The organism is Clostridium sp. YIM B02500 (assembly GCF_022324665.1).
GTDB lineage: Bacteria > Bacillota > Clostridia > Clostridiales > Clostridiaceae > Clostridium > Clostridium beijerinckii.
Window position 1 is genome coordinate 143,816 of record NZ_JAKGTE010000007.1, and the last position, 12,950, is coordinate 156,765.

At 30.7% G+C, this 12,950-nt stretch carries 11 protein-coding genes, 4 tRNA genes and 1 riboswitch; of the genes, 1 reads left to right on the top strand and 14 read right to left on the bottom strand.

Going from position 1 to position 12,950, the window contains the following annotated elements; genetic code table 11:
• Window positions 1-15: 15 nt before the first annotated feature.
• The 7 genes from L1S46_RS08070 to L1S46_RS08100 form a co-directional block, all read right to left on the bottom strand.
• Window positions 16-2,244, bottom strand: a complete 2,229-nt coding sequence (locus L1S46_RS08070) for an ATP-dependent RecD-like DNA helicase (RefSeq protein WP_238899719.1) — start codon at window positions 2,242-2,244, stop codon at window positions 16-18.
• 452 nt (window positions 2,245-2,696) lie between these two features.
• Window positions 2,697-3,872, bottom strand: a complete 1,176-nt coding sequence (gene metK / locus L1S46_RS08075) for a methionine adenosyltransferase (RefSeq protein WP_011967777.1) — start codon at window positions 3,870-3,872, stop codon at window positions 2,697-2,699.
• Window positions 3,873-4,108: 236 nt separating this feature from the next.
• A riboswitch (SAM riboswitch) is annotated at window positions 4,109-4,206 on the bottom strand.
• 117 nt (window positions 4,207-4,323) lie between these two features.
• Window positions 4,324-4,408 (bottom strand) — tRNA-Tyr (locus L1S46_RS08080).
• A gap of 12 nt (window positions 4,409-4,420) precedes the next feature.
• Window positions 4,421-4,495, bottom strand: a tRNA-Thr gene (locus L1S46_RS08085).
• A 27-nt stretch (window positions 4,496-4,522) separates the two neighbouring features.
• A tRNA-Val gene (locus tag L1S46_RS08090) sits at window positions 4,523-4,598 on the bottom strand.
• A gap of 9 nt (window positions 4,599-4,607) precedes the next feature.
• Window positions 4,608-4,692, bottom strand: a tRNA-Tyr gene (locus tag L1S46_RS08095).
• Window positions 4,693-4,850: 158 nt separating this feature from the next.
• Complete coding sequence (locus tag L1S46_RS08100) at window positions 4,851-5,255, bottom strand: hypothetical protein (protein ID WP_011967776.1); 405 nt, start codon at window positions 5,253-5,255, stop codon at window positions 4,851-4,853.
• Window positions 5,256-5,355: 100 nt separating this feature from the next.
• Here L1S46_RS08100 and yyaC point away from each other — a divergent pair, with 100 nt between their 5' ends.
• Window positions 5,356-5,892 carry a spore protease YyaC gene (gene yyaC / locus L1S46_RS08105; protein ID WP_011967775.1) on the top strand — a complete coding sequence of 179 codons (537 nt, stop codon included), beginning with the start codon at window positions 5,356-5,358 and terminating at the stop codon, window positions 5,890-5,892.
• 67 nt (window positions 5,893-5,959) lie between these two features.
• Here yyaC and L1S46_RS08110 read toward each other — a convergent pair whose 3' ends face one another.
• The 7 genes from L1S46_RS08110 to atpC form a co-directional block, all read right to left on the bottom strand.
• A complete protein-coding gene (locus L1S46_RS08110; protein ID WP_011967774.1) occupies window positions 5,960-6,994 on the bottom strand; it encodes a rod shape-determining protein in 1,035 nt (344 codons plus the stop codon).
• 79 nt (window positions 6,995-7,073) lie between these two features.
• On the bottom strand, window positions 7,074-7,328 hold the full coding sequence (gene spoIIID, locus L1S46_RS08115; RefSeq protein ID WP_011967773.1) for a sporulation transcriptional regulator SpoIIID: 255 nt from the start codon (window positions 7,326-7,328) through the stop codon (window positions 7,074-7,076).
• Between the two features lie 107 nt (window positions 7,329-7,435).
• Complete coding sequence (locus L1S46_RS08120; RefSeq protein ID WP_038457107.1) at window positions 7,436-8,173, bottom strand: M23 family metallopeptidase; 738 nt, start codon at window positions 8,171-8,173, stop codon at window positions 7,436-7,438.
• A 440-nt stretch (window positions 8,174-8,613) separates the two neighbouring features.
• Window positions 8,614-9,672 carry a stage II sporulation protein D gene (spoIID, locus tag L1S46_RS08125; RefSeq protein WP_011967771.1) on the bottom strand — a complete coding sequence of 353 codons (1,059 nt, stop codon included), beginning with the start codon at window positions 9,670-9,672 and terminating at the stop codon, window positions 8,614-8,616.
• Window positions 9,673-10,238: 566 nt separating this feature from the next.
• Window positions 10,239-11,501, bottom strand: a complete 1,263-nt coding sequence (murA, locus tag L1S46_RS08130; RefSeq protein WP_077304067.1) for a UDP-N-acetylglucosamine 1-carboxyvinyltransferase — start codon at window positions 11,499-11,501, stop codon at window positions 10,239-10,241.
• Window positions 11,502-11,662: 161 nt separating this feature from the next.
• Window positions 11,663-12,313, bottom strand: coding sequence for a hypothetical protein (locus tag L1S46_RS08135; protein WP_238899720.1), 651 nt, complete (start codon window positions 12,311-12,313; stop codon window positions 11,663-11,665).
• A gap of 214 nt (window positions 12,314-12,527) precedes the next feature.
• On the bottom strand, window positions 12,528-12,935 hold the full coding sequence (gene atpC, locus L1S46_RS08140; protein WP_238899721.1) for an ATP synthase F1 subunit epsilon: 408 nt from the start codon (window positions 12,933-12,935) through the stop codon (window positions 12,528-12,530).
• Between the last annotated feature and the right edge of the window lie 15 nt (window positions 12,936-12,950).

A 12,950-nucleotide genomic window follows, 5' to 3' on the forward strand; every position in this document is an offset into this window, starting at 1 on the left:
CCTATCTCCTTTCCCTTATTCTTCGAATTCATCTTTGGTTATTATCTCTCTTATTCTATATCTCAAAGATGAGTATCTTTCTATACTATTTGTATTATTAATCATATACATTAATGCTTTTTGAAACCCAACAACTACTACTAATTGTTTTGCCCTCGTAATACCTGTATAAAGCAAATTACGATTCATAAGAAATGGCGATCCCATAAATACCGGAATTATTACAACCTTAAATTCACTTCCTTGGCTTTTATGTATTGTAGTAGCATAAGCCAAATCCAACTCATCTAAAAAATTAAAATCATATATAACTTTTCTTTCTTCATCAAATATGATTGTGAGTGTTTTTCTTTCTTCATCGATGCTTTCTATGAATCCCAGATCACCATTAAAAACTCCCACTCCTTCATTTTCGCCATAACCACTAACCCTAATCCACTTTAATGTATAATTGTTTTTTGTTTGCATTACCTTATCACCTTCTCTGAAAATTATATCTCGAGAAGTCTTTTCCTTTTTATCTTTTGATGATGCATTAAACATTTCTTGAAGCTTCGTATTTAAATTTGTGACTCCAAGCACACCTTTTCTCATAGGAGTTAAAACCTGCATATCCTTCAGTTTATTCCAAGACTTATTAAACTTAGGGAGTCTTCTATTTATTAGATCCATTATAGTATTTGCAATTCTTTCTTGATTATCTTCGCTAATAAAGAAAAAATCTCTATCTTTTTGATTTAGCAAAGGCATCTGTCCCTCATTTATTCTATGAGCATTTACTACAATTAAACTTTCTGATCCTTGCCTAAATATCTCTTTTAATCTTACCACCTTTATATAATCGCTTTCTATAAGATCTTTTAGCACATTTCCTGGTCCAACAGAAGGTAATTGATCAACATCTCCCACAATTATCAACCTAGTTCCTAAATTAATTGCTTTTAGTAGATTCTGCATTAAGATAATGTCAATCATAGACGCCTCATCAATTATTATTACATCACAATCTAGAGGCGATGATTCTCCTTTTTCAAATACTGATTCATCATCCTCAGAAATTCCCATTTCTAATAGTCTATGTATTGTTTTAGCTTCTCTCCCTGTTGATTCAGTCATCCTCTTTGCAGCTCTTCCTGTTGGTGCCCCAAGTATTACTTTCATTCCATTATTCTCATATATATGTATTATTGCCTTTATAATTGTAGTCTTCCCTGTTCCTGGCCCACCGGTAATTATTTCTATACCATTATTAAATGCGACAATAATTGCTTCTCTTTGTGATTCTGCAAATTTTATATTTTGTTCCTTTTCAAAAACGTTAATTTCGAAATCAACATCCGAGTTTATAGTCTGAATTTGCTGCAAACCTAAAGTTATTATTTTACTAGTAACACCTAGCTCGCAATAATAATATTGAAGCAAAAATCCGACTTCAGTACCGTTTATGTTTTCAACAATAATTTTTTGTTGCGCAGCCATGTCATATATATTTTTTTCAATTAATTTCTTAGATATTAACAAATTATTTTCGCATTCTTCTATTATATTATTTTTAGGCATAAATGTGTTTCCTGCAGAGCAAAATTGATTCATAACATATTTAATGCCACTTTGAATTCTAAACTCTGAATTCTTTTCAATGCCAATGCTCATAGCAATTCTGTCAGCTGTTTTAAACCCAATTCCTGATATTTCATCGCATAATATATATGGATTATCAGATACTATCTGCCTCGCATTTGGACCAAATTTCTTATATATTTTTACACACTGATTATTAGTGACTCCGTGTTTATGAAAATATAAGATTATATCTTTTAAACCTTGTTGCTCTATATAGGATTCATATATTATTTGAAATTTCTTTTCCCCTATACCCTCTATCTCCATAAGCCTCTCAATATGGTTTTCCATTATGTCTAGAGTTTCTTCACCAAATCTCTCTATTATTTTCTTAGCCGTAACTGGTCCAATTCCATGTATTATTCCTGCACTTAAATATTTTTCTATGCCATCTAATGAATTTGGAAGAAGTTCTTCATAATCCTGAATATTAAATTGATTACCAAATTGTTTGTGTACTGTCCAGTATCCTGTTAACTTTACATTTTGTCCTTCTCTCAAGAAAGGAACTGTTCCTACAGCACTAATTAATGTCTTTTCGTTTCTAATTCTACAAACTACATAACCAGTATCTTCACTTTTAAAAACAATATTCTCAACAAATCCATTTAGAACTTCCATATAGAATCTCTCCAAATCTTTATATATTTACCTTAAACTTTCTAAAATTAAAATTTAGCGTCAAATTTAACTTTGATTTTTTTTATAATTATATCATAAATATTTATACCAATTTAAAACTAATCACTTATAACTCATAATCTTTTCTTATTCTTCCCTACATAAAATAACTTTTAAATGGAGTATACAAAATAAAACTATAAATATTTAATAAATTCTAAAGTGCTCAGATTTTAAGTGCTTTTAAATGCTTATCTGTTTTGCAATTAAAGTTATAAATTTTAATCTCAGTTGAGCACTCAATCTATTAAATTTCTATATATATACTATTCAAATATATAATTATAAATTTCTCCATAATAAAAAGCCGTCTAGATTTAAGACGACTTTTTACCATTCTACAAAAACTTCTATTATATATATTGATAATAAAAATTCACTTAAGAATTATACTATAGATTTTTTCTTATTTCATCTACTTTATTTAGTTGTTCCCATGGTAAGTTAAGATCATTTCTTCCAAAATGTCCATATGCAGCAGTTTGCTTATAGATAGGTCTTCTTAAGTCAAGATCTCTGATTATAGCTCCTGGTCTTAAATCAAATACCTTCTCTACTACTTCAACAATCTTATCTTCATCTACTTTTCCTGTTCCAAATGTTTCAACTTCAATTGAAACTGGCTTTGCAACACCAATTGCATATGCTAATTGAATTTCTAGCTTATCTGCAGCACCAGCTGCAACTAAATTCTTAGCAACCCATCTTGCAGCATATGCAGCTGATCTATCAACTTTAGTTGGATCTTTACCTGAGAAAGCTCCGCCGCCATGTCTGCCATATCCACCATAAGTATCAACTATTATCTTTCTACCTGTTAATCCTGAATCCCCTTGAGGTCCTCCAACAACGAATCTTCCAGTTGGATTTATGAAATATCTTGTCTCACTGTCCAATAATTCTGCTGGTACAACAGCCTCTATAACAAACTTCTTAAGGTCTTCCTGAATTTGCTCTAAAGTAACCTTCTCATCATGTTGTGTTGATATAACTATAGTATCAATTCTCTTTGGCACATTATCTTCATATTCAACTGTTACTTGAGTTTTACCATCTGGTCTTAAGTAACTTAATGTACCATTCTTTCTTACCTCTGTAAGTCTTCTTGATAATTTATGAGCCATATATACTGGAAGCGGCATAAAATCTTCAGTTTCATTAGTTGCAAAACCGAACATCATTCCTTGGTCTCCAGCACCAACTGCTTCAACTTCATCTTTTTCACCTTTTTTTGACTCAAATGCTTCATCTACTCCCATAGCTATATCTGCAGATTGTTCATCTATCGATGTAAGAACTGAACATGTATCACAGTCAAATCCAAATTTTGCTCTATCATATCCAATTTCTCTTACTGTTTCTCTAACTACCTTAGGAATGTCAACATAACAATTTGTTGTTATCTCTCCCATTACCATAACCATACCTGTTGTTGTGCAAGTTTCACAAGCAACTCTAGCCATTGGATCTTTAGATAGAATAGCGTCTAGTATAGCATCTGAAATTTGGTCACACATTTTATCAGGATGTCCTTCTGTAACTGATTCTGAAGTAAATAATCTTCTCATATCTTTTCTCTCCTTAGATTTAAATATTATAATTATCTTCACGAATAAAATTATTTTATTAAAAACTATACATAGCTTTATAGAATAATAATCGTTTATAAAAACTTTACCTTATTTAAATACAATAAATAATAGTCAAACTATTTTATTAATTGTTTCTTTTATAATTTAAGCATGCGCAAACTTAAAAAAATAAAAAAGCTCTTCGATAAGAAGAGCGCAATTTAGCAATCATTTTCTTATCTTGTAGAAAACTCTACAGGAATTGGCACCTTATATAATACAGGTTGCCGGGTTTCACAGGGCCCTTTCCCTCCACCTCTCTTGATAAGAGTAACATAATTCAATTTTCAAAAGTATTTTATCATATGCTGTATAATTAGTCAATATTATCAATCAATTTTTATATAAGATAAAAAATAAAAAAGAATAAACTTAAGTTTATTCTTTTTGGTGGAGGAAGATGGATTCGAACCATCGAAACGAAACGTAACAGATTTACAGTCTGCCCCCTTTGGCCACTCGGGAATTCCTCCATATTATTTTATTGGAGCTGGCAATAGGAATCGAACCTACAACCTGCTGATTACAAGTCAGCTGCTCTACCGTTGAGCCATGCCAGCATATATATTAGATTAGTAATTTTATAATGGTGGGCACAACAGGGCTCGAACCTGTGACCCCCTGCTTGTAAGGCAGGTGCTCTCCCAGCTGAGCTATGCGCCCATTATAAATTGGTGGAGGAAGATGGATTCGAACCATCGAAACGAAACGTAACAGATTTACAGTCTGCCCCCTTTGGCCACTCGGGAATTCCTCCATATTATTTTTTATACCTTGTTGCCTCATTTGCCGGTCAACAATGATTAGTATATCGGTAAAGCGATTTTATTTCAACTCCAATATACACCCATATAGATAATTTAAATTCATATTACTCTCTATTTCTACAATATGCTCTCATTTAATATGTTAATCCTAATTATTTTTTATCCTTTTATTAATCTCTTGTATATCTAAAAAAGAAGATGATATTTCTTGAATTTTCTTATAATCTTCTGTTGTTAATCTCCTTTTTAAGATTTTAAATATTTCTATTAGGCTTTCATTATCATTCGTATCTTCATAATATTCTTTTATTTTACCTATATCAAATGCAGATAATTTTTTTATTATTTTTTCAAGTTCCTTTTTATTATCTGTAGATAATTGACTTAGTGCTTTTTCTTTATTTATTTTATATAATGGCTTCGAATACGAAACAGTTTCTTGTACAACAACTTCTTTTGCAGAATTTTCATCTTGCGGTTGCCAATATAACAGAAAATACATGTTTATTATTATTGTAGGAACTAAAACCAAATACATTAAAACTTTTTTCATATGCACCTCCTTATTTACTATTAATTTCCAAAAAATATTTTTTTATACTATCTTTTGTTAATTACTCATATATATATTTTATAAAGGAGGTATATGTCCCTTGAGCAAGCCAGATATTAAACTTGATCCTAAATTTTATTATAATTTAGCTTTAGAAGTTAAAAAATTTATATCAAAAGACACCATAATAGTTTGTATTGGTACTGACAAATGTATTGGGGATTGCTTAGGTCCTCTAGTTGGATCTATACTCACAGAAAACTTTTTCCCTTTACCTGTTTATGGAACTTTATCTTCTCCAATTCATGCTTTGAACATAGATGAACGCTTAAATGAAATATATAGTAATCACCCTAATGCATCAATAATTGGTGTTGATGCCTGCTTAGGTGACGAAGATGATATTGGTGAAATTCGTATAAGGGACTATGCAATACATCCTGGTAAAGGAGTCGGAAAAGAACTTCCCGAGGTAGGAATTGCATCAGTTATAGGCATTGTGGACTCTAGTGATAATGCTGAATTCTTTTTTTCGCGAAGCATAAGACTCTCATTCATTATGGATATGGCTAAAATTATATCCAAAATATTTATTGATGCCTATAGTTTAAGTCACGGGAAATATCCTAAAATTTAGGTATTTTATATTTAACTAAATAAATAGCAGTCAATAGTAAAATTACTAATGACTGCTATTTATAAAGCTATTCTATAAGAACTATTTGCTGAGAATTAACTTGACTATCTAATTTATCTATATAATTAAGCACTTTGCCTGTACCGTTCGCAACACATTCAACTGAGTTCTCAGCTATAGTTGCTACTACGCCAGTCTTAAACTCTATAAGTTTATCTAACCCATGTATTAAAGCTCCCCCACCAGTCATTAATATTCCTCTTTCTATTATATCCGAGGCTAATTCAGGCGGTGTTCTTTCTAATACCTTTTTTACAGTATCAACTATTATTTCCACAGGTTCCTTTATTGCATTTCGTATTTCTTCTGTTGTAATTTCTATTTCATCTGGTAATCCTGTAATGAGGTTTCTACCTTTCATCATACAAGTTAGATTTCTAGAGTTTTTAAATGCTGATCCAATATTTATTTTTAAATCTTCAGCTGTTTTCTCACCTATCATTAATTTATATTCATTACGTACATATTTTATTATGGCTTCATCGAACTTGTCTCCCGCTACTTTTATTGACTCTCTTTCTACCACTCCACCTAATGAGATAACAGCGATATCACAAGTACCTCCGCCAATATCCACTACCATACATCCATTCGGCTTAGTAATATCTAATCCTGCTCCAATGGCTGCTGCTAGCGGCTCCTCAATTAAATGGACCGTTTTTGCTCCTGAATTCATAGCTGCATCAATAACAGCTCTCTTTTCTACTTCTGTAGCTTGAGATGGTACACAAACAATTACTTTAGGTGCACTTATACTTCTTTTCCCGCACGCTTTTTTTATAAATTCCTTTAGCATTTTTTGTGTTATATCGTAATCAGAAATCACTCCATCTCTTAATGGCCTTACTGCAACAATATTTCCTGGGGTTCTTCCTATCATTTTTCTTGCTTCTTCCCCTATAGCCAACAATTTATTATTATTTTTATTTATGGCTACAACAGAAGGTTCTTTTAATATTACCCCTTTACCTTTTACGTAAACTAGTACAGTTGCCGTTCCTAAGTCAATTGCGAGGTCTATCCCCGTTCTCCAAAAGCACATTTTTTATTCACTCCTATAATACATATTAATACCTATATTTACATAATTCTACTAATAATATATTATAGACTTAATCCTACTAAGATTCAATAATTTTATACTTCATTTGTGTAGCTTTTCCACCTCTAATATGTCGTTCAGCTTTATTTAATTCTAAAATAGAATGAGTTTCTTGAGCAATTTCTGGGTTAATTTTTAACAATCTCTCTGTCATATCTTTATGAATTGTGCTCTTGCTAACACCAAAAACCTTAGCTGTTTTTCTTATTGTAGCTTTTGAATCTATGATATATCTTGCAACATCTAAAACTCTTTCTTCAATATAGTCTTTCAAAATACCACTTCCTTGATTTTATCATTTTATTATCATTTATTTTTTGATTTATTAGTCATTTATTTTAATAAAAAAAACAAATGACTAATATATATTTTCATAAAATTTTATTTAGATTTTAAATTAAAATATTTTTCTGGATTAACTTGTTCTCCATTAGCATTAATTACTTGTAAATTTAAAAATTCACCAAATACATCTTTACTAAATACCTTTGCGCTATCTCCTACTTTTGCAATAACTTGATTTGCTTTAACCTTATCTCCTTTTTTTACTGATAAGTTTGCATCAAGATTTCCGTATCTTGTCTTTAGGCCATTAGCATGTTTAATTTCTACTACAACCCCTTCTTCAACACCAGTATTTTCTGCAACTTCCACAACACCATCTGCTGCTGCCTTTACTTCTGATCCTACTGTTGATTGTAGATTAATACCTCTAATAGTTCTGAAAACTCCTTCTTCCATCTTAACTGGCGCAGGATAAGTATATTTTCTACTTTCTACTCCATCTATAGGATTTACAAATGTTACCGTATTATTTGTGGATACTGATGCAGCCTTTTCTGTTTTTGTTTTATCTGCATTGTCTTTATTACTATTATTTTGAGCATTCTCTACTCTTTCAGCATTTTGAACTGAATTATTAGAATTTCCTTCATTTCCAGAATTCATTGTTAGATCTTTATTTACGTCTTCTGTTTTATTAACTTGGTTTTTGCTGTTGAGCATTTTATAAGAGATAGTTCCAACAGTTACTACAATACAGAGACATAGGAATAAGGCGATATAAAATCCCTCCTTCCTAAATAAGTTTTTAAGTTTTTCTTTTAAATTTTTGTCCAATATGAACACCTCCAATTGTTATAGTTCCCTTTTTATGAAAAATAATACATAAATTTGCTTTTTTATCATGTATTATTTACATTTAAAGGTATTTTAAAATTATTTTTATAAGTGTATATCTAGTGTTGAAAAGTACATATAATTTAATTATTAAACAATAGATATATCCATCAGGGATTTAGCCCCTAATTTAAGAAGTTCTACTTTATAATTTCTGTTTTAAGTAGTGATGTTCTAAATTATGTCCATCTCCACTTTTTTTAAACATACATATACAAAAATTCAATTAATTGGAGGATATACCCCATGCTAATTTATAGTCAAAAATAGAAAAGGATACTTGCTATAAAAAAATAAACAAGTATCCTCTTTAAATTTATTCAATTATTTATATGAAGTTATGCCAACCCTATGTCTAAGTTAACGTAAATACTCTCTCCTTAGTTGTAATTTATTTCTTGGATTTCGACTCCGCTATAGTAATGTTTAAGAATTTCATCATACTTCGATCCACTCTTTGCCATCGCATTAGCCCCCCATTGGCTCATCCCCACACCGTGGCCATAACCCTTACAGTTAACTTCTACAGAATCTTGTTGAAAGTCTAATGTGAAATTGGTCGAATTCAAATTGAACAATGTCCTAAATTCAGTTCCTTTAACAATCTCATTGCCTATTTTTATTTCTTTTACACTTCCAGCTTCTGTAAAACTTAATATCTTAATTAGTGATGATAAATTACTTTTATTAGCATTAACACCTTTATATTTAGAATTAATTTTATTTATAAAATCGTTTATAGGAATTTGTGTGCTCGTCTTATATTTAGGTGCAATTTCTTCACCCTTACTGTCTTCTGATTTTAAATATGGTACATCCATAGAAAATACATCTTTTGCATCTTCTGTTTTTCCAGAGCTGGTTGCAAAAAATTGAGGATATTCCAACACTGAACCGTCATAAGTAAGAACTTGCCCTTTTGTATCTAGAACTGCCTTTTGTATCTTCTCCCAATTACTTTCAGCTTCACTTTTACTCCATTTAGAGATTCTCTCATCCTTACTCATATATACTTGGCAGTGGGTTGTATCACAAATTTCAGCTCCTTTCTCTTTTTCCTCTTTATTAGGGTTATTTCTTTTACTCATATAAAATGTTCTTGCTGCAACAGCTTGAGCTTTCAAAGCTTCCTCCTCAAAATTAGCTGGTACTTCACTCGCAACTACTCCCATTACATACTCTTCCAAATCTATTTCCTCAACTCTATCTTCTGACCTATGATATAGCTTAACTTTACCATTAGACGGAAATGTTATTTTTGAACTCTTCATTATATCTTTGTCACTCAAGTTAAACGAATCAATTTTCCCTTTACCATTTTCTAAGAAAGCTATTGGTAATGCTATTAATATAGTAAAAATGATCAAAGTCATAGCTGCAATTATTTTCACATTATTGCTAATCTTTATACTTGTAGTCCTAGCATTAATTATCTTCATACTCTACCTCCTAAAGCCTGCACTCTAAAGTATATTGTCTTAGCCTAATAATTATGTTAATTATGTTAACTTTAAGCTACCCAAATTTAGATAAACCATAACTTTCTTAATTGGTCTCTCCTATAACTTACGCATAGATTTAACTTAAATATAAGCTATTAGAGATAAAAAAATCCCAGGCGACTGTGGTTAAGTTCCGTATTGTGCTTCGCACTCTTTTCATTTAAGTTCCGTATTGTGCTTCGCACTCTTTTCATATGTGTAGATTTTTTTCACGCATCTAGCTTTTCGAACGCATGTGAGAAAAGTCAGGCGAATAAGATTTCTTTTTTATTCTTTTTAAAATACCCAAACTATTTAATCAACCTTTTTTAATTTATCCCCTCAAGGAGTACCTCGTCCACAGATTTTACTGAAATATAAATTCCCAAAGAATAAAAAAGCATAATTAGGGATAGGTAATTAAATTTCATGTAAATTCCTTTATAAAACTTACATGAAAAATTTGTATACCTTGTTTATAACTATGAACCCTAATTATGCATACACACAATTCATATCTTGATCTACATATTTATTCTATATATTTCTGCTCCTAAATTCCTAAATTTTTCTTCAATTCTTACATATCCTCTATCAATATGATAAACATCATTTACCACTGTTTCACCATCTGCTACTAATCCACTTAGTATCATTGCTGCCCCAGCCCTTAAATCAGTTGCTTTAACTTCGCAGCCTGTGAGTCTTGGCTTGCCTTCAATTATAGCAGTTCTTCCATCAATCTTGATGTTGGCTCCCATCCTTTGCAATTCAGCAACATGCATAAATCTATTTTCGAAAACTGTTTCTGTAATAACACTAACACCTTCAACAATAGATAATAAACTCATCATTTGAGCTTGCATATCGGTTGGAAATCCTGGATAAGGAAGTGTTTTGATATCCAATGGCCTCTTACTTCCCCGTCCATCTACTACAATGGAATGATCTTTGTAATTGCTAAAACCTATTCCACATTCTCTTAACTTTTCTATTACAGGTCTTAAATGCTCTTCATTCACTCCATTTATCTTTATTTTACTATTTGTAATAGCTGCTGCTATCATAAATGTCCCTGCTTCTATTCTATCATATATAGGTGTATAACTAATTCCTTTTAGATTTTTAACACCAGTTATAGTTATCTTTCCAAATCCTGCTCCTTCTATTTTAGCCCCCATCTTATTTAAGAATTGCGCTAAATCCCAGATCTCTGGTTCTTCTGCTGCATTCTCTATTATAGTTGTTCCTTCAGCAAAGACAGATGCCATCATAATATTTTCAGTAGCGCCAACAGATGGAAAATCAAGGTAAATTCTGTTGCCCACTATTTTCTTTGCTCTCACCTCTACAAACCCATGACCTATTACAACCTCTGCTCCAAGTAATTTAAATCCTTTAAGATGCAAATCAATTGGTCTACTTCCTATGTTACATCCGCCTGGTAATGATAATTTACAATATCCAAATCTAGCAAGCATAGGTCCCATAATTAAAAATGATGCTCTCATTTTCCTCATAAGCTCTTCATTAGCATCCATTTCTACTATATTTTTCGTATTTATTGTTAATCTATCGTTTACGTTTGAAATATTAACGTCACAGTTTAGTTCGCTTAATAACTTACAAATAACCTCAACATCTTCTAACCTAGGTGCATTATCAATAATTATAGGCTCTGGGCACAATATAGTTGCTGCAATTATTGGTAAAATTGAATTTTTTGCACAACTTATATTAACTTCCCCTCTCAGTTCTTTTACACCTTTAACCACTATTTTCTCCATATTATCCTCCATAATGAATTGTTAAGCATATGAAAAATAACTGTCCAAAATATTACATATACTCTACTTTAGATAAATCCAATAAGGCTTTGCTAATAAGCAAATCTATACTCTACCCAAAGCAAAATAAAGGTTATATTGAAAAGCTTTTTCAATATGTCTTAATATGTTGTAAATATTATTGGCGTACCAATTATTATATGTGAACCAGTATCATAATCAACTAATGCAAAATTAATTTTTTCTCCATCGTTCAAATAACCTGTTCCTGAGTATCCATTACTGATTTTCATAAGTTGTGCCTTCCTTATGCTATATTCACTGACTAATCCATTTGTAAAATAATCACTATCTAATCCTTTTTCTTTACCTTCATAGTAAAGAAAATATTGCATATTTTCTAATTTTGAATTTTCAATATTCTTAAGTATGTTTTTCAAATACTTTGTCCCATATTTAGGATTCTTGTTCGTTAATATAATTTCAACATAACTATATTCATCTTCACGCCATATTTTTATATCAATATTAAAATCACTATTAAACGCTTCAAACTCATCATTTCCACCATCTTTATAAGAAAGAGCCATATTTCTAGGTAAATTTTCCTTTATTCTATAAGCTTCATTTGCAATATTATTTTTCGTCCTATACTGAAGTTTTACACCATTTTCTTGAAACTCACTTATATCTTTCACTTTCATTTCTAAAGTATTGAATGAATTTTGAGCGCTGACTATATCGCTGGAAATAGCACCTATATTAAAAAAAGATAATAATATAAAAATTACTATACTCATTTTTATATTCATATTAAGACCCCCTTAATTTATCTTCTTAATTATGGCCATCTCCTTTAACTTTTATTCTCTTTTCTATCCAGCTATATAATATATAATATAAATTTCTTAAAATTTTGTGATAGATTGTCAATATCTAGAATAAAAAATAATAAAAAATAAAGTGTAGCATCTTTATACGGATATTTCCTATATAAAAGATGGTACACTTTAATTTATAGTAACATTATCTATTAGATTTTTTTAGAGCTAATCTTTGCTTTGCCCTAAAGAATGCTGCCTCTGCTCTTCCTCTATTGTAGTTTTCGGAGTTTTTTAATCTATCTTCTGCTCTTCTAAAAGCTCGCTCTGCTCTTTCTTCATCAATATCTTCTTCAAACTCAGCAGCATCACTACTTATAACCATTTCGTTATTATTAATCTGAACAAGTGACTTAGAAATAAATAACTCTTCATCATTTCCCTCAGCATCTTTGAATTTCGCGATGCAAGGTATAGTAGTAGATATTAGACTTTGATGATTTGCAAGTACTTGAAATTCTCCATCTGCACTTTTTAAAGTTACTTTTTCTACTTGATCATTATACACTTCACGACCAGGTGTTATAATTTTTAGTAAAAAGGTATTAGCCATAATTGCTCATCCCCT

What these genes read in the sequence shown, in the direction of transcription:
- L1S46_RS08070 (WP_238899719.1), bottom strand. Translation starts at nt 2,244, where the DNA reads ATGGAAGTTCTAAATGGATTTGTTGAGAATATTGTTTTTAAAAGTGAA.
- metK (WP_011967777.1), bottom strand. Translation starts at nt 3,872, where the DNA reads ATGAGAAGATTATTTACTTCAGAATCAGTTACAGAAGGACATCCTGAT.
- L1S46_RS08100 (WP_011967776.1), bottom strand. Translation starts at nt 5,255, where the DNA reads ATGAAAAAAGTTTTAATGTATTTGGTTTTAGTTCCTACAATAATAATA.
- L1S46_RS08110 (WP_011967774.1), bottom strand. Translation starts at nt 6,994, where the DNA reads ATGTGCTTTTGGAGAACGGGGATAGACCTCGCAATTGACTTAGGAACG.
- spoIID (WP_011967771.1), bottom strand. Translation starts at nt 9,672, where the DNA reads ATGAAGATAATTAATGCTAGGACTACAAGTATAAAGATTAGCAATAAT.
- murA (WP_077304067.1), bottom strand. Translation starts at nt 11,501, where the DNA reads ATGGAGAAAATAGTGGTTAAAGGTGTAAAAGAACTGAGAGGGGAAGTT.
- L1S46_RS08135 (WP_238899720.1), bottom strand. Translation starts at nt 12,313, where the DNA reads ATGAATATAAAAATGAGTATAGTAATTTTTATATTATTATCTTTTTTT.
- atpC (WP_238899721.1), bottom strand. Translation starts at nt 12,935, where the DNA reads ATGGCTAATACCTTTTTACTAAAAATTATAACACCTGGTCGTGAAGTG.